The organism is Ruegeria sp. CDSC025, assembly GCF_059610805.1.
This window is the reverse complement of record NZ_JBXWOJ010000007.1, coordinates 116,011-134,654: the sequence shown is the minus strand read 5'-3', so window position 1 is coordinate 134,654 and position 18,644 is coordinate 116,011. Positions and strand designations below refer to the sequence as shown.

22 protein-coding genes are annotated in these 18,644 nt (G+C 57.8%); 12 read left to right on the top strand and 10 right to left on the bottom strand.

Going from position 1 to position 18,644, the window contains the following annotated elements:
• The first annotated feature begins 117 nt into the window (after window positions 1-117).
• Genes AC2FH8_RS12150 through AC2FH8_RS12140 form a run of 3 tightly spaced genes read left to right on the top strand, consistent with a single transcriptional unit; the run spans window position 118 to window position 2,378 of the window.
• Entirely contained in the window at window positions 118-1,455 is a 1,338-nt protein-coding gene (locus AC2FH8_RS12150; protein ID WP_281995571.1) for a DUF6638 family protein, read from the top strand.
• A gap of 1 nt (window position 1,456) precedes the next feature.
• The gene (locus AC2FH8_RS12145; protein ID WP_271950857.1) at window positions 1,457-1,723 is read left to right on the top strand and encodes a hypothetical protein; all 267 of its coding nucleotides are present in this window, start codon (window positions 1,457-1,459) and stop codon (window positions 1,721-1,723) included.
• Window positions 1,724-1,733: 10 nt separating this feature from the next.
• Complete coding sequence (locus AC2FH8_RS12140) at window positions 1,734-2,378, top strand: DUF1523 family protein (protein ID WP_496689870.1); 645 nt, start codon at window positions 1,734-1,736, stop codon at window positions 2,376-2,378.
• Window positions 2,379-2,430: 52 nt separating this feature from the next.
• Here AC2FH8_RS12140 and AC2FH8_RS12135 read toward each other — a convergent pair whose 3' ends face one another.
• The 6 genes from AC2FH8_RS12135 to AC2FH8_RS12110 all read right to left on the bottom strand — a co-directional run bounded on the left by AC2FH8_RS12135 (window position 2,431) and on the right by AC2FH8_RS12110 (window position 9,673).
• Window positions 2,431-3,525, bottom strand: a complete 1,095-nt coding sequence (locus tag AC2FH8_RS12135; RefSeq protein WP_496689869.1) for a flagellar basal body P-ring protein FlgI — start codon at window positions 3,523-3,525, stop codon at window positions 2,431-2,433.
• Window positions 3,522-4,529 (bottom strand): flagellin, encoded by a 1,008-nt coding sequence (locus AC2FH8_RS12130; RefSeq protein WP_496689868.1) that lies wholly within the window; start codon window positions 4,527-4,529, stop codon window positions 3,522-3,524. Before AC2FH8_RS12130 ends, AC2FH8_RS12135 begins: the two co-directional genes overlap by 4 nt.
• Window positions 4,530-4,531: 2 nt before the next feature.
• Window positions 4,532-5,983, bottom strand: a complete 1,452-nt coding sequence (gene flgK, locus AC2FH8_RS12125; RefSeq protein ID WP_496689867.1) for a flagellar hook-associated protein FlgK — start codon at window positions 5,981-5,983, stop codon at window positions 4,532-4,534.
• 33 nt (window positions 5,984-6,016) lie between these two features.
• Window positions 6,017-7,312, bottom strand: a complete 1,296-nt coding sequence (locus AC2FH8_RS12120) for a flagellar hook protein FlgE (protein WP_496689866.1) — start codon at window positions 7,310-7,312, stop codon at window positions 6,017-6,019.
• A 98-nt stretch (window positions 7,313-7,410) separates the two neighbouring features.
• Window positions 7,411-8,250 carry a flagellar motor protein MotB gene (locus AC2FH8_RS12115; RefSeq protein ID WP_496689865.1) on the bottom strand — a complete coding sequence of 280 codons (840 nt, stop codon included), beginning with the start codon at window positions 8,248-8,250 and terminating at the stop codon, window positions 7,411-7,413.
• A gap of 85 nt (window positions 8,251-8,335) precedes the next feature.
• Entirely contained in the window at window positions 8,336-9,673 is a 1,338-nt protein-coding gene (locus AC2FH8_RS12110; protein ID WP_496689864.1) for a FliI/YscN family ATPase, read from the bottom strand.
• A gap of 87 nt (window positions 9,674-9,760) precedes the next feature.
• On the opposite strand from AC2FH8_RS12110, the gene AC2FH8_RS12105 reads away from it, so the two are divergent.
• Genes AC2FH8_RS12105 through AC2FH8_RS12065 form a run of 9 tightly spaced genes read left to right on the top strand, consistent with a single transcriptional unit; the run spans window position 9,761 to window position 14,311 of the window.
• A complete protein-coding gene (locus AC2FH8_RS12105; RefSeq protein ID WP_496689863.1) occupies window positions 9,761-10,147 on the top strand; it encodes a FlgB family protein in 387 nt (128 codons plus the stop codon).
• Window positions 10,148-10,160: 13 nt separating this feature from the next.
• Entirely contained in the window at window positions 10,161-10,547 is a 387-nt protein-coding gene (gene flgC / locus AC2FH8_RS12100; RefSeq protein ID WP_496689862.1) for a flagellar basal body rod protein FlgC, read from the top strand.
• An 11-nt stretch (window positions 10,548-10,558) separates the two neighbouring features.
• Window positions 10,559-10,849 carry a flagellar hook-basal body complex protein FliE gene (fliE, locus tag AC2FH8_RS12095; protein WP_142638325.1) on the top strand — a complete coding sequence of 97 codons (291 nt, stop codon included), beginning with the start codon at window positions 10,559-10,561 and terminating at the stop codon, window positions 10,847-10,849.
• 3 nt (window positions 10,850-10,852) lie between these two features.
• The gene (locus AC2FH8_RS12090) at window positions 10,853-11,125 is read left to right on the top strand and encodes a flagellar biosynthetic protein FliQ (RefSeq protein WP_496689861.1); all 273 of its coding nucleotides are present in this window, start codon (window positions 10,853-10,855) and stop codon (window positions 11,123-11,125) included.
• Window positions 11,125-11,835, top strand: a complete 711-nt coding sequence (locus AC2FH8_RS12085; protein WP_281995579.1) for a flagellar hook-basal body complex protein — start codon at window positions 11,125-11,127, stop codon at window positions 11,833-11,835. The genes AC2FH8_RS12090 and AC2FH8_RS12085 overlap by 1 nt, the downstream gene beginning before the upstream one ends.
• Window positions 11,836-11,856: 21 nt before the next feature.
• Window positions 11,857-12,642, top strand: coding sequence for a flagellar basal-body rod protein FlgG (gene flgG, locus AC2FH8_RS12080; RefSeq protein WP_142638319.1), 786 nt, complete (start codon window positions 11,857-11,859; stop codon window positions 12,640-12,642).
• Window positions 12,642-13,058, top strand: coding sequence for a flagellar basal body P-ring formation chaperone FlgA (flgA, locus tag AC2FH8_RS12075; RefSeq protein WP_281995580.1), 417 nt, complete (start codon window positions 12,642-12,644; stop codon window positions 13,056-13,058). Before flgG ends, flgA begins: the two co-directional genes overlap by 1 nt.
• Entirely contained in the window at window positions 13,058-13,789 is a 732-nt protein-coding gene (gene flgH, locus AC2FH8_RS12070) for a flagellar basal body L-ring protein FlgH (protein ID WP_425596250.1), read from the top strand. The genes flgA and flgH overlap by 1 nt, the downstream gene beginning before the upstream one ends.
• Before the next feature lie 12 nt (window positions 13,790-13,801).
• Window positions 13,802-14,311, top strand: a complete 510-nt coding sequence (locus tag AC2FH8_RS12065; protein WP_271950818.1) for a flagellar basal body-associated protein FliL — start codon at window positions 13,802-13,804, stop codon at window positions 14,309-14,311.
• 17 nt (window positions 14,312-14,328) lie between these two features.
• Here AC2FH8_RS12065 and AC2FH8_RS12060 read toward each other — a convergent pair whose 3' ends face one another.
• From AC2FH8_RS12060 to flhA, 4 genes are read right to left on the bottom strand one after another with little or no spacing between them, the layout of a single operon-like run.
• Window positions 14,329-14,715 (bottom strand): hypothetical protein, encoded by a 387-nt coding sequence (locus AC2FH8_RS12060; RefSeq protein ID WP_142638311.1) that lies wholly within the window; start codon window positions 14,713-14,715, stop codon window positions 14,329-14,331.
• Window positions 14,715-15,800: a flagellar type III secretion system protein FlhB gene (gene flhB, locus AC2FH8_RS12055; RefSeq protein WP_496689860.1), complete on the bottom strand. Its 1,086-nt coding sequence runs from the start codon at window positions 15,798-15,800 to the stop codon at window positions 14,715-14,717. Before flhB ends, AC2FH8_RS12060 begins: the two co-directional genes overlap by 1 nt.
• Complete coding sequence (locus AC2FH8_RS12050; protein WP_496689859.1) at window positions 15,797-16,570, bottom strand: flagellar biosynthetic protein FliR; 774 nt, start codon at window positions 16,568-16,570, stop codon at window positions 15,797-15,799. Before AC2FH8_RS12050 ends, flhB begins: the two co-directional genes overlap by 4 nt.
• Window positions 16,567-18,594, bottom strand: coding sequence for a flagellar biosynthesis protein FlhA (flhA, locus tag AC2FH8_RS12045; protein WP_496689896.1), 2,028 nt, complete (start codon window positions 18,592-18,594; stop codon window positions 16,567-16,569). The genes AC2FH8_RS12050 and flhA overlap by 4 nt, the downstream gene beginning before the upstream one ends.
• Window positions 18,595-18,644: the final 50 nt, after the last annotated feature.

The following is an 18,644-nucleotide window of genomic DNA, read 5'->3' as shown; positions in this document are numbered from 1 at the left end:
TGAGCGTGATATCGCGGCGAAGCCGCGACGCGCCCGACCCGCTCCCCAGGGCGGGCGCGTTCCGCACCCACCCTCGGGCCGGGAGCATCGCTACCGTTGCGCGGGAAGGCAAACGTCATGATCCGCCTCATCGAAAAAGGCCTGATGTTCGGCAACCTCGTCCACATCTCCAGCCCGGCTCTGGTCGAGCGGTATAACCGCGCGTTGCAGCATCTGGCGGGCAGGACCACGGCGTTGACGGATTTCCATGTCGATATCTCGGGCTACTCGCCTGAGGTGGGGATTGAGCTGGAGGATGAGCTCTACCTCAACCCCAACGGGGTCAACCGGCAGTTCATCCTGCTGACGACCGAACAGAAACGTGCGCCTCTGCTGAACGTCAAATTCTCGACCTCGCGCGATATCCTGCGCGAATTTATCGAGATGAACGAGGCGCAACTGTTTGCCCTGACCGCCACCGATGCGGTGGCCGGAGAACTGGTGAACTCGGTCTTCAAACTCAGCAATCCCCGCGATCTGTTCAACCTGCGCAAGATCGAGATTGAGGCCGACACCGCAGGCGGCACCCTGCGCAAGGCCGAGCAACTGGCAGGTATGGTCGAACGCTTCAAGACCGAAGAGGATGCATGGTTCGACGATGTCCTGATCGCCAAAATGATCGAAACCTCGAAGGAAACCGGTGACGTCACCCGCAACCCGGTCCGTCTGCGCCATACGGCGTTTGAGCAGCAAAATTTCTGGACGGCGCATTTCGGCGGGCTCTATCTGTTCCCGGATCTGGATCATCCGGCGGCTATCTGCATGGGCGAAAAGCCCGACGATCTGAACATCAAATACACGTTTGACCCGTCGCAGCGGAACCAGATCGCCAAGTTCCTGGACTATAACGACCTGGTCGAACCCATCGTCAAGGCGCGCGGCGTGGATGCTGCTGCGATCCTGCAGCAAAAGATGGACTTCCTGACCGTCGACGCGGCCGCTGATGCCGGGGTCGATCTGACTGGCCTGAACCGCAGTGATATGCGTCGGCTGGCGCGCACCCACGCGGATCGGTTGCCAGAGGCCTATCATGGACTGGCGCAGCTATTGCGTTGGGCGACGGATGGCGGGCGGTGGCCCCGGATCACCTCGGATCATTCGGCGTATTTCTATACGCTGCGGGCCGCCGATACGCCGAACCGTGATCTGGTGAACATGCTGCTGGCCGAATTGGCCCCACTGGACCCGCGCCAGATGTTCATCTGCCACAAAGAGCTGTTCTATAGCACCTACAAATCCTGGTCCGAGGCCAAGAAGGCCTATGTTGCTGATTTCCTCGCGCGTGAGTATCAGGTGGACAAGGCGGGTGCCCGCGCTGCCCTGTTCGGACATGAGCCGGATATGAGCGGTCGAGACAGGATCAACGAGACCGTTATCGCCCGCGTTGGTCCCTGGGGCGCGTTAGGAAAGGATTGAAATGTTCGGAGCGATGCGCCTGTTTCTGGTCCTGCTAGTCATCCAGACCGTGGCCTATTTTGCCCTGTCGCTGTATTCACGCAGTGTGCGTCGCCGCAGGCTAGAGCATTGGTGGGACGAAAAGGGCAAAACCGGAGACAAGGCAGCCTTTGTCGCACGGGGGCTGCACGTCTATGACAATTCGTTCCGGCGCAAATTGATCCTGGGTGTCTATGTTGTGCCTTGGGTAGCGATCGGGTCGCTGATCTACATTGTGAACTACATGTGAGAGGTAAAGCATGGCCTATTTGAAATGGGCATTCATTCTGATTTTCTGGGGAACGGTCGCCGTAATCCTTCAGTATTCTCTGCCGCAACGGGATGTGGTTCGGATCGTCAACACCTATGAAGAACGGCAGGACCTGAACGACTGGACCCGGATCTTCTGGTCCGAGCCCGATGATCAGTCGGCCAGTCTGTCGAACCGGGATGTACAGTTCATTCAGGCCGTACGTGCCAATGGCAAACCGATTGTGTATCGCAACGAAGATACCAGCTGGGGTTGGCCGCCCTATTTCAAATTCGACACTGCCAATTTGTATACCGAAGCCAATGACGCGATCTCGGACAAAAACGACCCGGACTGGGTTGCCGTGACGCATTATGGCTGGCGGAATGAGTTCATGTCGATCTTTCCAAACGCTGTCTTTATCAAACATGTCGATGGTCCGGATGCGCGTCTGATCCCTTGGTTCAACATCGTCTTCCTGACGGTCTTCTTTGCGATTGTCTGGGCAATCTGGGTGCGCTGGCGCAGGTTCCGCCAGGCGCGGATCGATCCGATGATCGAGAGTGTCGAGGATGGGTTGTATGCAACCGGCGACGCCATCGGTGAGCATCGCAACCGATTCCGCAAATGGTTGGACAGTTGGAAATCAAAGTGACGTGAATTCCCGGCGGGTCTTGGAGCTGTGCGCCTACCGCCGGGATAGCCCTTCATCGAACGATGAACTCGGCGTGTAATGCTCCGGCCGCTTTGATCGTTTTCAGGATGTCGATCATGTCGCGGGGTGAGACACCCAAAGCGTTTAGCCCTGCGACGACTTCGGACAAGGTCGTGGCCTCGGGAATTTCCGCCAAACCGGTGCCTTCCTCTTCTTCGATACCGGCTACGGTACGCGGAACCACGACGGTTTCGCCTCGTGCGAACGGGTTTGGCTGAACCGCGATAGGGGCCTCTTCGACCGTCAGTGTCAGGTTGCCCTGCGAGACTGCCACGCGTGAGATCCGCACTTCCTGACCCATGACAATCGTGCCCGAACGCTGATCGACTACTACTCGCGCCTTTGTTTCTGGCTCTACTAGGATATTTTCAATGCGCCCAAGCGCATGCGCGGTCGAGATCGCCTGTGTCGCTGCAATATTCAGTTCGACCGTCCCGGAATCGCGCATGATGGCAACGGCCCGATTGAATTCCGAATTGATTGCCAGCTCGATCCGACCGGCGGTTGTGAAATCCGGTTCACGCAGGGCCAGGCGCATTTGGGTCAGATCGGAAAGCTCAAAGTCGATTTCACGTTCGACCCGAGCTCCGGATGGGATCACACCGGATGTCGGAACCCCTTGGGTGACCGAAGCCGCATCGCCTTCGGCAACGGCGCCACCTGCAAGAACTGACCCCTGTGCCACCGCATAGATCTGACCATCTGCCGCATTCAGCGGTGTCATAATAAGCGTCCCGCCCAGCAAGCTTTTGGAATCGCCGATGGCCGAAACGGTGACGTCGATCTGTCCACCAACCCGCGAAAAGGGGGGCAGGCTGGCTGTCACAAGCACGGCGGCCACGTTTTTGGGGCGAAAATCCTCACCATTCACGTTCACACCAAGCCGTTCCAGAATATTGGACATGATCTCTTCGGTGAATGGAGAGTTCCTGAGCCCGTCGCCGGTACCATTCAATCCGACCACAAGGCCATAGCCAACAAGGTCATTGCTGCGCACCCCGTCGAAATCGACAAGGTCCTTCAGCCGGATAGCCCCGGCAAAAGACAGGCTTGGAAGCAGGATCAAGAGAATGGCAAGTAATCTCATCTCAGGAAATTAACCAACGATAGGTTCGCGTTGCGAACGGTGACAGAATACAGGCTTTCCAATTGAAATTGGACAGTCTGCAGTTGCACTGCGGTTTGATACGGGTCCGCGGCGATCAGAGAGTTTCGGCTGTATTCGAGGCTGGTACGCGCCGCCGCGTTGCGCGTGGCGGCTTGTTCAATCCGGGCCTCCGCCGAACCAACATCCGCCCGCAGGTTCACTGTGCCGTCCTGCGTATTGGCAAGCTCGACACCCAACTGGGTAAACAAGGACGTCCGCAGATCATTGGGCAGTCCCAGATTATCGTCCGAAACCAGAGCGGCGACGGCGATGTCCCGCAACGCGGCTTTGAGCGTCGGATCGGTCGCAGTGATCGGAATAGAGACACTTTCATTCTCCGAAATGCTCATCGGTGCCAGCGCTGTATCTGAGCCCTGATAGATAACCGCATCGAACCCCGCAGGATCATTGAACCAGTCTTCTGCGGCTTGAGTGATATCCGTGAGTGTTGTCAGCCCCGTCAAATCAGCCTCTAACGCGGTCAACAAGGTATCCGCAGATGCCAGAGGCGACACATCCGTATCCACTCCGGAAAACAGGCTTCGGCCACCCGCACGGGTATTCAAAGCAGACATGACCGTATCCAGCTCATTTCTGGCCTGAACAGAGGCATGTTTATGGGTGACCGCCTGATTGGATGTCCCATATGCCAGCAAGGACGACGTCAGGCGCCCCACCGCGTCATCGATTGTTGTCAGGCTAAGCTGCATAGCGTCGGTGAACAGGCCAGCTTCGGCTGTGGCCACCTGAAAGGCATCCAGGCGTGATAGGTTTCGATCCATATCCAGAAGATAGGAATAATCCCCATCCAGATGGCCGGAGACATCCTGCACTTTGCCTGAAGACATCTCATAAGACAGGGTTTCGATCTGATTTTTGATATCAGTCGCCCGCGATTTCAGGGTCAATCCGCGCGCGAGGTCGCCCATAGAGGTTACATTCATCATCACAGCCTCAACAACGTATCCATAAGTTCATCGACGACCGAAACCAGTCTGGCATTTGCCGCATAGGCTTGTTCGATTTGCATTAGCCGCTGCAATTCCTGATCGGTATCGACGCCCTGTTCGGCCTCAATGGCCGTCATTTCCAGATTGGCGCTGTTTGCAAACACCCGCCGCCCATCGGCCACATGTGCGTCCGACCCAATCCGTGACAACAGCACCTCGGAGATGTCTGCGGCGCGCATGTTTCCGGCCGCGAAAACCGAGCCTGCAACAGGGCGCTCGTCGTTCAGAATTGAGCTGAAGGCGCGCAGTTGGCTGGCATCTCCGGCGCTGCCGGGTGTGGCCGCACCCAGCCCGGCGCGAAGTTTCCAGCTCTCTCCTCCGGCGTCCGGGTCGACGATTGCGTTCAAGCTGATGCGCGAGGCCAATCCCGTCACCGATGCCGGATCAAACCGGTTGCCGTCATCGGTGAACACGCCCGGATCCGTGGCCAGCGCGGTCGGATCCAGCCCCGGCGTTTCGAACCTTTCGATAAGATCGCGCGCAACAGCATCCAGATCGACCTGAGCCTCAACCGCGATTTCATCCCGAATCTGGAATTGGGCCATCAAGGCACCGCCGCGAATTTGGGCAAAATCGCCACTGGTGCGGACAGTGTTTCCGTTCATCTCAAGCCCGGACAACAACCCGTTTGCCAGGGTCATATGGGGCTTGGTGTCGCCGGTTGTCGAAAAGGAGAACTCGGCCGCAGTGTTTTCCAGCAATATCAAGCCGCCATCAGAATAAAGCGAGACCTGATCATTGTCCCTTTGAATCACATTTACAGGAACCAGTTCGTTGACCTGATCAATCAGGACCTGTCGTTGATCCAGTATCCCACCAATATCGGCGCCGGAATACTTAATGGCCGGGATCTTGGCATTCAGCTCTTCAATATCCTTGAGGGTCTGATTCAGGGTGTCGACCTGTTTGCCGATGGACCGGTCCGCGTCGGATCGCATCTGACGCAACCCTTCAGAGGCTGCGTTCAGACCGCGTGCCAGATCCTGAGCCGTGCGCGCTACCTGGTCCAGTCGTTCACTGGAATCCGGCAGGCTTGCCGCTGTTAGCAGGCTGCTGTCAAAATCAGCCAGCCGAACCGAAAGCGATGCGGGATCATCGGCGGACCCTACCAAAGATTCCAACCTTGTGTGAAAGTCTGAAATGGTGGTGTGGAAGGCCAGATCGGCATCCGTGGCCCGGCGGTTGGACGTGAGGACGGGATCCTGATGACGAATGACACCTACGGTACGCACGCCGTGACCGGAAATCGTGTTGGTTGCCAGTTCCAGTGACCTGCGCGCGTAGCCGGGCGTCAATGCGTTTGCGATATTTTCGGACACAACCGCCGCACCGCGACTGGCGGCGGTCAGGCCGCCCAACGCGTTGTTCAATGCTGTGGACATATTCATTCTGCAGGTCCCTTTCCTGAATCAAAACCCTGATCAGCGTTTGATATTGGTTGTTTCCTGAAGCATCTCATCCACCGTTTGGATAACCTTTGCGCTGGAAGAGTAAGCCCGCTGTGTCTGGATCATTGAGGTCAGCTCGGTCGCCACATCGGTAGTGGATTCTTCGCGCGCAAAAGAAACCAGGTCGCCGGTTGGCCCGTCCCCCGCATTCCACAGAAAGAACGTCCCGCTTTCCCGGGATGGTGCATAGGTCTGGCTGTCCAGCGCGGTCAGTCCATTTGGGTTCGGAACATCCGCCAATGGGATTTGGTACATGCGTCGGCTGACACCGGTATCGTAGAACGCATAAACATACCCGTTTTCGTCAACCTGAACGCTGGTCATGGTGCCGACCGCCGAACCGTCGCGCGTGATCGAAACTGGTGCAAATGTATCGGACAGTTGCGTGATTCCGTCGGCATCCCCGATTTCCCCTATATTGATCTCCATTGGGCCGCCGGCCACGTTCACCACAACGCTGCCGGTTGCTGGGTCATATGCACCGCCGGTGACCGCAGTTACGCTGGCCAGCGTGCCACCCGCAGTTCGGCTATCGGTGAAGGTCAGGGTGTATTCACCGATAATGGTGCCGCCCGAGGCTGAATCGCGCATGATCATCGTCCATTCGTTACTGCTGCCGGTGGCCGGCACTGTAGGGACGAGTTCGATATCAACGCTTTCGGATTTTCCCAGATTGTCGAAATATTCAACGGACAAGGGCTGCATGTCGCCAGGGGAACCCGCATCCGTAGCGGTCGCGGGCAGGTTCATGCGCAGATTCATCTGCGTCGTGGGCGCGCCCGACAGTTGATTAACACTGAGCTGAATGGGTTCAAGCGCAGCAGGCGTGTCACGTGGAACCGCAGGGATGGTTCCATCCGCATTCGCACGCCAACCCAGCAGAACAAGCCCTGATTCGGTGACCAGATATCCTTCTTCATTGGAGCGGAACGACCCTGTCGTGGTCAGCAACATCTCATTCGAACCGGCCGCGATCTGAGAACTTGGTCGTACCGGCATCATGCCGCGCCCACGCACCGCAAGGTCGGTGGAGTTGTTGGTTGTCACCAGCGAACCGCGCTGGTCGATCAGGCGTTGGCTGGTGGTGCGAACGCCCCCAGCGGAATAGCTGCCGCCCTGGCCGGAGGTGACCATAGAATGGAAATCAGTTTCCACCCGTTTATACCCGAAGGTTGATGAATTCGCGATATTGTCCGAGATCGTCGCCAGCCGGTTTGCGTTGGCCTTCAATGCGGCCACGCCAGCGTTCAGCGAAGAGGAAATTGTCATTGGCACGCCCTTCTGTTGCGTCAAATCTTGATGCAATAGCTAACGCGCTGGGCCTTAACAGCGCGCTAACAGGTAAAATGCCGTCTATCCTTTTATTCTCAGGTGCCGCGCAGAAAGATGATCTCGATCCTGTTGTTGCGTGCGGCCATCGGGTTTTCATCCGACAATTTTCGGTCGGCATGGCCGGTTACGCGGTCCAACCTGAGCGGCGCAACACCCTTGTCTTGCAGCATTTGGCGAACTTGCTGAGCGCGCGAGGTAGACAAATCCCAGGCCGGGTTTTTGGCCAGAACCACCGGCGAGGAACCGACATGCCCTCCGACCGCCATGTCATTTGTCACCAGATCAGAGGATCGGGCCACCAACAATGTCAGAGCACGCAGCATATTGGTTGGTTGGTTCGTCCCTGATTCGAACAGAGGTTGATCCTTGGTGGCAAAGAGTTCGATCACCAGACCCTCATCCGTCACGCGGGTGACGATATGTTTGAGGACCTTGTCGGACACCATGCTTTCGCCGGTTCGCCCCATAAGCTCTGATTCCAGTGAGGAAAAGTCTTCGACCGTTTCTTTTCCGCCGCCGTCCGAGCTGACGCCAACCGATCCACGTGCTTGTCGCGCGGGCGTCGGGCTGCGTTTGCTGGCGCCGGTGCCGTCCATGACCAGAGTTTCCTCGGAGAACATGTTATTGCCGCCAAAGGCCCCATCGCCGCCACCCGAAACCGGGTTTATGGGAATGGTCGGCGAAAAATAATCCGCAAGCCCTTTGCGTTGCTGTTCCGTTGTTGCATTCAGCAGCCACATCAACATGAAGAACGCCATCATGGCCGTGACAAAGTCGGCATATGCGACTTTCCACGCGCCACCATGGTGACCATCGCCACCTGACACACGTTTCTTCTTGATGATGATTGGCGCCACATTGGATTGCGCACCCATCTCCACCACCTTTTTATCACCCAGTTACAGGGGTAGCCGGGCAGGTCTTAAGGTGGGCTTAACACTTAAAACTGTCTTGAATTCCTCACTGCGGTAATGCTGCCCCGGCACGGCGCAGAATCAGTTGCAGGTGGTTGAAACTGTTGCTGATTCCTTCCGACTCGGCCTTGCCGAAAAAACCATCAAGCTCGTCATGAACCCGGACTGCCTGATCCAATAACGGGTCTGCCCCTTCGGCATAAAGCCCGGCTTTGATCATAACCTCGGATTGCTCGTAACTGCCAACCAGCTTGCGGGTTTCCGAGATCATCCGGTTTTCCGCCTCGGAGGCAGCCCCCGGCAGGCTGCGTGAAACCGACCGGCTAAGGTCAATGGCGGGGAAACGGCCGCGCTCGGCGATTTCGCGGCTCAGGACGATATGCCCGTCCAGAACGCCACGCAGAATGTCCGCTATCGGTTCATCCATGTCCGAGCCCGCAACCAGAACGCTGAAAACTGCTGTGATATCACCCTGATCAGCCGTGCCCGGCCCGGTTCGTTCGCAAAGACTAGCGATCAAGGGCGTGACCGAAGGTGGGAACCCGCGCAAAGTGGGAGCCTCACCCATCGCAACGGCGATTTCGCGGTGCGCCTCGGCAAAGCGGGTGACCGAATCGGCCAGAAACAGGACGTTCAGCCCCTGATCCCGCAGGAATTCCGCGACTGAAAGTGCCGACCATGCACAGCGCCTGCGGGCCAGCGCAGACTGATCCGAGGTTGCCGCCACAACCACAGATCGTGCCAACCCCTCGGCCCCAAGCGCATGTTCCACGAACTCATTGACCTCACGACCCCGTTCGCCGACCAGAGCGACCACAACCGCGTCTGCCTGTATCGACCGCGCCAGCGTCGCCAACAGGGTCGACTTGCCGACCCCGGACCCGGCGAACAGGCCGATACGCTGCCCCTGCACCACAGGCAACATGGTGTTCATGATGCTCAGCCCGGTTTCCATCCGCGCGCCCAGCGGTTTGCGGGCAACGGCAGGTGGAGGGCTTTGCAGGATGTCTCTTTCCTGAGTGCCCGACAGCAACGGCTTGCCGTCCAGCGGTTTGCCGAAGGGATCAACGACCCGGCCCAGCCAGTGCAGTCCGGGGGAAAATGCCGGTGTCTGATTTAGAATCACCCGATCACCCAAGCAAACCCCATCGGGTGCAGCGGCGGGTAACATGTGGATCAGATCCGATTCGACATGCAGAACTTCACCCGCCAGATCAGGGCCGCTGCGCCGCCGCAGGGTCAGGTTGTCGCCGATGCGGGCAACGTACTCCAACCCCTCTATTTCTATGACGCCGCGCCCAACACTGGCCACGCGGCCCATATGGCGCATGGCGGACAGACGGTCGAATTCGCATTTCAGAAGCATCGGGTCGAGATTGGTCATCGTGGGTTCTCCAACGGGTTTCTGAAAACGGTTTCTAAAGGAATCGGGGTTAAGCCTTGATTGAAATTGATCGAGGGAGAAGCCCCGATGTTCTCTGACCTGAACGTCTTTAAGACAGCGTACGCAATGGCAACCCATGCCGGGCAACGGCAGTCTGTCATTGCGCGAAACATGGCAAATGCGGATACGCCGGGTTATCAGCCCCGCGATATCGAGACCTTTCAGAAAGCTTTCGAAAATTCCGGGCATGAGGTTGCGATGGCCGCCACGCGGGCCGGGCATCTGAACGGCGCCGCCGCAGCCCAACCCTGGGCCGAGTTCGATGCCGCGCCCTCGGGCGATCCCAACGGAAATGGTGTTTCTCTTGAGGAAGAAATGCTCAAAGCGGTCGAGGTCAAGCGTCAACATGACCGCGCGTTGGCGATCTATAAATCCTCGATTGGCATCCTGCGTACCAGCCTTGGTCGCGGGTGAGGAGGGCTGAGAGATGAGCGATTTTTCCCATTCCCTTTCCGCCTCGACCAGCGCCCTGCGCGCGCAGGCGGCCCGTTTGCGGCACGTCTCCGAAAACATCTCGAATGCGGATACGCCGGGATATCGGCGCAAAACCGTGCCGTTTGAAGCGGTCAGCAAAGATGGTGCGCAAATGGTCGAGACCGGGCGCGTTAAGCTTGATCGTCGCGACCTGTCGCGCATCTATGACCCCGGCCATGCGTTGGCCGATGAGACCGGCCATTATCGCGGGTCCAATGTAGATTTGATGATCGAAATCGCTGACGCGCGTGAAGCGCAGCGCAGCTACGAAGCCAATCTCAAGATGTTCGACCAGACACGACAAATGTCGTCGAGCCTTATGGAACTTCTCAGAAAATAAAGGACACCAGAATGGATATCCGATCCCTGACCGCCGCGCAGAGCTATGCCGTAGCGCGGCCCGCTACACAGCCCGACCCCGACCTTGCCGGAATGGCACAGGGGTTGCGCTCAACCTTTCAGGACTTTGCCGCAACATTGAAACAGTCCGAGCAGATGTCCGGCGCGGCGATGACCGGCCAGGCCGATCCGCACGCGCTGGTTCAGGCGTTGGCGCAGACCGAACTGGCCGTCGAAACCGCCGTCATCGTGCGCAACAAAGTGGTCGAGGCCTATCAGGAAATCCTGCGGATGCCGGTCTGATCGATGCTCAGCGAAGGTCTCTATTATGACATCGTCCGCCAGGCATTGTGGGTTGCGGTGATCACATCCGTCCCGATCCTGGCGGTGGCACTGGTCTCGGGTCTGGTTGTGGGTCTGTTCCAGGCGCTGACCTCGGTGCAGGAAATGACGCTGACCTTCGTGCCAAAGCTTATCGCCATCGTGATCATTTTCTGGATTTCGATGGGGTTCATGACCCAGACGCTGGTGTCGTTCTTCACCTCAACCCTCATCCCACTGATCGCCGGAGGCCGCTGATGGATACCTCATATACCACCTTGTCCCGCCAATCGGGGCTGATGAATGAAATGCGGCTGGTGGCGAACAATATCGCCAACGCCAATACCACGGGGTACCGCCAGCAGGGCTTGGTGTTTTCCGAGTTCGTGAAAGCCTCGCCGGGCAATCCGTCCTTGTCCATGGCGCGGGCAGAGGCACGCAATACCTCGTTGCAACAAGGCGTTCTGACCGAAACCGGCGGGCAATTTGATTTCGCCATCGAAGGCGACGGGTTTTTCATGATCGAAACCCCCAGCGGCAACCGGCTGACACGGGCGGGTGCGTTTTCACCCAGTGCCGAGGGTGATCTGGTTACCATGGATGGGTACCGGGTTCTGGACAGCAACGGCGCCCCTGTTTTCATTCCGCCGGATGCCGCGTCGATTGATGTCGGCAGCGACGGCACGCTCAGTATCGAAGGGCAGGTTCTGGGACAGATCGGCGTCTACCGCGTTGCTGATCCCACGAGCCTGGTGCGCGAAGGCAGCACGCAATTTCGGTCAGATGCAGCGATTGAACCCGTGGATGAGCCGGTCATTGTGCACCGATTCCTCGAGGGATCGAACGTGAACGCGATCGAACAGGTCACCCGGATGATCGAAATCCAGCGCGCCTATGAGTTGGGGCAGAGTTTTCTTGAAACCGAAGACGAACGTGTGCGTGGGGCGCTTAAGGCCCTGATGCGCTGATTTGATAACGGAGGAATTGATATGCGGGCACTGAAAATCGCAGCGACGGGCATGACCGCTCAGCAGATGCGGGTCGAGACGATCTCGAACAATTTGGCGAATATGAATACCACAGGCTACAACGCGCGCCGCGCTGAGTTTGCAGACCTGCACTATCAACAAATGGCGCGCGCGGGGACGGTGAATGCCAATGACGGCACCGTCTTGCCCACAGGTATACAACTGGGTCTGGGGGTGCGCCCGGCTGCGGTCACCGTGCAGCTGGCACAGGGTGCGTTGGCGGCCACTGGCAGCGATTTGGATGTCGCAATCGAAGGGCGCGGCTATCTTGAGGTGACGTTGCCCAGCGGTCAGTCTGGCTTTACCCGTGACGGCAGCCTGAAACGCTCGGCAGAAGGGTTGATCGTCACTTCAGATGGCTTCGCTGTCGCGCCAGAGATCACAATCCCAGACGATGCAAGGTCGATCTCGATCAATGCATCGGGTGAGGTCTACGCCTATTTCGATGATACCGCCGAAGGACAGTTGCTCGGTGAATTCACCCTGGCCAGTTTTTCCAATGCCAAGGGGCTGGAGGCGATCGGCAGCAACCTGTTCAAAGAAACCGAAGCCTCGGGCGCGCCTGTTATCGGCACTCCGGGCGAGGGTGGGATGGGCACATTGCGTCAGGGATATCTCGAGGACAGCTCGGTAGATGCCGTGCGCGAAGTCACCGAACTGATCGAAGCCCAGCGAGGGTATGAGATGAACGCCAAGGTCATCTCGGCCGTCGATCAGATGATGGGCGCAACAACGCAGGTGCGGTGATGCGCGCCCTATTCATAGCACTGGTGACGATCAGCCCGCTTTGTGCCTTGGCTGAGATCGTGGTGCCGATCCGGACCATACGCGCCAAAGAGGTGATCTCGGCCGCCGATCTTGAGATCAAAGATCAGGTTGTCCTCGGAGCGGTTACAAACCCTGATGATTTGATCGGTCAGGAAGCACGCGTCGCGCTTTACCCCGGACGCCCGGTTCGCGCAGCAGATGTCGGGCCGCCCGCGCTGGTGGACCGCAATGATCTGGTGGTTCTGGTCTTTGACCGTCGTCCCCTTTCGATCAAGGCCGAAGGCCGTGCCCTGGGGCGCGGGGCTGTCGGCGACCGAATTCGGGTCATGAATCTGTCGTCACGTACAACTGTTGTTGGCTTTATCCGGCCTAACGGTCAAATCGAGGTAAAATGATGTTCGGAAAACTAAAACTGTTGATGATGGCATGTCTGGCTCTGACCGCCTGTGGTCGACTGGATCATTTGGGAAAACCGCCAAGTTTCACACCCGCGGACGAATCTGCTGAACATGTCGCCATGCTGTGGCCGGGTTTACCGTTGCACACGCAGCCGCAACGCAATGTGGATCGGTCATCGCTGTGGAGCGGGGGGCAGCAATCGCTTTTGGGTGATCAGCGCGCGATCAAAAAGGGCGATATCCTGACAGTTGTGATCGAGCTGGACGAGAAAGCCGAGATTTCCAACGATACGAACCGCTCGCGCAGCGGGTCCGAAAGCCTTGAGGTTCCAGAGCTGTTCGGCCTGCCGCAGCGCGCATTGGAACGGCTGCCCGATGGGGCGACGCTGGACGAAGCTGTCGGGATCGACTCATCCTCGGTCAGTAAAGGCAAGGGCTCGGTCAAGCGTAAGGAAAAGCTGACCCTGCGGGTTGCGGCGACCGTCATCGACGCCTTACCGAATGGCGTGCTGGCCATATCCGGCTCGCAAGAGCTGCGCGTTAATTTCGAGCTGCGAGAGCTTTTGGTCACGGGATATGTGAGGCCACAGGACATCTCGCGGAAGAATGAAATCACCTATGACAAGATCGCCTCGGCGCGCGTGTCTTATGGTGGCCGAGGCCAGATCACGGATGTGCAGCAGCCTCGTTACGGCCAGCAGGTCCTCGATACACTTTTGCCGTTCTGAGGTCGTATAACAATGAAAAAGCTACTTCCTATATTGTTTCTGCTTGTTGGCCTAGGCGGTGGAATTGGTGCGGGAATTGCCATGTCTCCTTCTGGAAAAACCAAAGATGGTGACATGGATAAATCCGCTGCCGCCGAACCCAAGAAAGCCAAGGAGAAGGCCACTAAGACCAAGTCGGACAAAAAGGATACGTCCAGCAAGTATGAATATCTGAAGATGACGAAACAGTTTGTGATCCCGGTCGTGAAGTCCGACCGGATTGCCGCGTTAGTCACAATGTCGCTGAGCCTGGAAACCAAACCCGGCGTTGCTGAAACGATTTATGAGTTTGAGCCAAAGTTGAGAGATGGGTTTCTGCAGGTTCTTTTCGATCACGCAAATACCGGTGGTTTCAACGGCAACTTTACGGAATCCGACAATCTGGATTTGGTCCGAAAGGCTTTGCTGCAGGTCGCCAAGAAGGATTTGGGTGATGACGTGCTGCAAGTCCTGATCATGAGTGTTAACCGTCAGGATACTTGAAGCCTGTTTCGGCCCGCTTATTGCCGCGATCGCTTTTTCATAAGCATGTCTCGGCGGGCCTTTTGTTGTTCTTCAAGCAGCTGTCCTAGGGCCTGTTTGCGTCCGAACGCTTTCCGCAAGGCTTGCATCTTGGTTAGCTTTTGCGCTCGGACGCGCGCAAGGTCTGTATTGAGTTTTCGTCGGGTTGCCTCTTCCCATCCACGCCACAGAACATCAGTGCCGGTGACCTGATATCCATCAGCTTGGCCGCTGTTTTGACGGGTCTGCTGAAGCTGTGCGTCCAATCGGCTCAGTTTTTGCAAAATCTCGGCCTCGGCTTCGATATATGGGCGCAAGGTCTGTTGCTCTTTTTGGAAGGCCGCGTCGGATAAACGCTTCAGATCGGCAAGTCCGGTAAACCGCATCAAATTCTGTCCTTCGCGCGTTTGCGCATGGCTTCGGCAAAGCGGATGGCGGCTGCGACAGGGCGATAGTGTTCCGGGGCGATCTCATGCCCGATTTCGACGGTCGCATGGAGAGCCCGTGCGGTGGGGGGATCCGAGTGTATCGGAACCCCGGCCTCGGCCGCAGAGGCGCGGATGGCGGCCGCAATCTGGTCGACACCTTTCGCCACGCATGTCGGTGCGGAGCCGGCCGTCCGCTGCCATTTGAGAGCCACCGCATAATGGGTCGGGTTCACGATGACTACATCCGCAGTTGGGACATCCGCCATCATCTGATTTGCCGCAATTTCCTGCGCGCGCTGGCGGCGCTGTTGTTTGACATGCGGGTCGCCTTCGGCGTCTTTGGTCTCGTCCTGAATTTCTTTGCGGGACATCCGGTTCTTGCGCATATGTTCGGAATATTGCCACAGGTAGTCCACGACTCCGATGGCCAGTGCGATGGTGACAACGATGAATAGGAACCGGAATAAAAGGTTCATCATCAAGACGATCGACGATTGCGGCGGCGCGGCGCTGGCAGTCAAAATCTCGGGCAGGTTGACGCGCAGAAACATCAACAGGCAGACGCAATAAATCAGCAGCTTCGCAAAGCTTTTGGCAAATTCGAACAGACCGCCGCGCCCGAATTTGTTCTTGGCATTGGACGGAATCGAGATCCGCGACAATTTGGGCTGCAGCTTGCTGGGGGCAAAAACCAGGGCCTTTTGGGCGATCAGGCTCAGCAGAACCGCAGTGGCGGGAACAACAAATATGGTTGCCATCGAGATTGCAGCCTTGCCAAGCATCCCTCCCACCAGACCGTCAGCCGGGCCATCCGTCAACATGGTTCCGATCTTGTCGGATTGGTCGATCAGAACGACAAACAATATTCCCAGATGTTGAACACCAATCTTGCCTGCCAAAAGCAAACCTATGAGCAGCCCGACATAAGCCGCGACAACAGACAGGTCGTTTGATTTGGCGACCTCACCCTTTTCCCGTGCTTTCAGAAGCTTTTGCGGCGTCGGGTCGTATGACTTGTCGCTGTCGTTGTCCGATGCACTCATCTCGGATCTCTCAGCGGGTTCTGCATGAAGTCAAACAGGGCATCGGACCAGACCGACAGGATCAGAGGCGCGCCGGCGAAAAGTAGGAACAGCCCCGCAAATGTGATGGCCGGGGCGCCGACAAATGCCACCATCAGCTGTGGCATGGCGCGGTTGATGACACCAAGCGCAAGGTTGTAGATCAGCGAGGCAATCACAAACGGCATCGCCAGTGCGAATGCCAGGCTGAAACTGTACGAGACCCGTTCCACGCCCCATTGCGACAAATCCGGCGCCGCAGGTGTGGTTCCGGTGGGAAACAGATCGTAGCTGTGGATCAAGAACTCTGCCAAACGGATGTGAAGGCCAAGTAGTACAGCAAGGGCCAACCCGGCCAGCGTCAGCAGATAACCCATGGCCGGAACTGGATCGGCGGCGGCCCCACCCAGAATTTGCGAGAGTGACGTCGCCTGTGCCGCAATGGATCCTGCCGTTTGCAGGGTCAGAACAAAGATGCGCAGCGCCATCCCCAACGCCATTCCGACAAAAACTTCGGTTCCGATCAGCTGGACCATGGACAGGAATTCGGGATCGAATTCCTTTGTCGGCACTGCTGGCGCCACGATCAACGTAAAGGCAACGGCAGTGCCAAGTTTGACACGGGTGGGGATGCTGCGTTCTCCGAATGCAGGCATCAAGGATACCATTGCCGAAACGCGCAGGAAAACACCAAAGAAATGCCAGGCCCCAGAGCCCAGGTGCGGCAAGAGTTCGGGTGGGAGGGCGATCATGCGGGTACCGTGCCTACAAGTGCGGGCCGCGCCTCGAGCCCGATTTCCTCAAATGACAGGACCGGATTGGACACGCCGCGCGCATGCATGATCGTACGCAGCAGCCTGCGGCGCCGGGTCGAGGTCACGACGGCGGGAAAGATGCCATGGTCAGCAGAATGTGAGACACTGTTCACCACGCCATCTGCAAGCTTGTTGAACAGGTTCGGTGGCAGGGCGACATCCAGCCCTGCATTGGGTGCATCGACCTGATAGGTGGCAAATGTGTCTTCCCATTCCGGTGCAAGCTGGATCAGCGGGATCGACCCGTCTTCGCGTTTCATGTCAGCCACAAGCTGGAACCCAAGTCGCTGCCGCACCAGTTCGCAAATCCCCTCGGGTTGCGTGGTGGTCAGGCGCGCCTCGGCGATGCTTTCGAGGATAAGCGCCAGATTGCGGATCGAAACCCGTTCGTCCAGCAACAGGCGCAGGACGGCGTGAAGTGTGTCGATTGGAACTTTGTCGGGGATCAGCTCGTCCAGCATTTTCCGGTTTGCCTCGGCGCGAACCGGGTCGCTGAGCCGGGTCATCTCGGACAGCAGCTTGCGTAGCGCCTTCAGCGTCAACAGACGCGAGAAGTTCTGTTTGATGATTTCCAGCAGATGCGTGGCCAGTATTTCCGGGGGCGAGACAATCGTAGCGCCGCTCATGGCTGCGGCCTCTTGATCCTTGGGCAGGATCCAACGTGCAGGCGCACCATAGACGGGTTCGGTGACATCCCTGCCCTCGGGTAAAAGATCGTGCCCGTCCTGAACCAGCGCCAGAATCAGATCGGGGTTCAGGGCACCACGGGCCTGTTCCACCCCATGTACCTTGATGACATATGTTCCCATCGGCAGCTCGGCCCGGTCGGTCAGACGGATATCGGGCAGGATCAATCCAAAGGTCGAGGCGACATAGGTCCGCATATTCGCAATGCGTGCATCCAGTCCGGTGCCCTGGTTCAGGACCATGCTGACCAGATCCGGTGCGAATTCCAGGTGAACATCATCGAGGTCGAGAATATCGCCAATCGCTTGTGATACCGCTTCGTCTGCCTCGGTCGACGCGGTTTGTGCCTGAGTTTCTCGCTGGTGCTGTTTTCGGTGCACCGCATAGGCGGCGTAGCCCAAAACGCAGGCCCCCAGAATAAAGGGCAGAAACGGCAAGCCCGGAACCAGGGCGAACAGCACCATCAGACCGGCAACAGTGCCAAGGGCGGCCGGGTGGCGCCCCAGTTGCGAGAGGATGGCGGTGTCAGTTGCGCCCTGCGTGCCGCCACGTGCCAAAAGCAAAGCGGAGGCGATCGAGATGATCACGGCCGGTATTTGCGAGACCAGACCATCGCCCACCGTCAGGATAGCGTAGGTTTCGAACGCCGATGACACCGGCATCCCGTGCACGATCACGCCCATGACAAGCCCCATGACCAGATTCAGCAGGGTGATCAAAAGCCCGGCAACTGCGTCGCCTTTGACGAATTTCGACGCCCCGTCGAGCGAGCCGAAAAAGGTGGTTTCCTGTTGTTCCCGTTCGCGCCGCTCCTTGGCCTCTTGATGGTCGATGGCGCCAGCGGACATATCACTGTCGATGGCCAGCTGTTTCCCGGGCATCCCATCCAGGGCAAATCGCGCACCAACTTCGGCCATGCGGGCCGCGCCTTTGTTGATGACCATAAAGTTCACGATCAACAGGACGCCGAACACGACAAGGCCCAGGAATATGCTGCCGCCCATGACGAAGCTTGCGAATCCCTCGATCACATCGCCGGCGGCATTGGGGCCGGTATGCCCCTGACCGATAATCAGCTTGGTCGATGAGACGTTCAACGACAGCCGGAGCATCAAAGACCCCAGAAGGATGGTCGGGAAGGAAGAGAAATCCAGCGGCCGTTCGATGAACAGGGTCAGCGTGAAAATCAGGATCGCCAGGGCGAAGGACGTGGCCAGTCCGACATCCAGAACCCAGGACGGCATGGGCAGGATCATCATCACGATGACGGTCATCAACGCAAGCGCCAGCAAAACAGTCGGAGAAAACAGGGAGCGGACGTCAA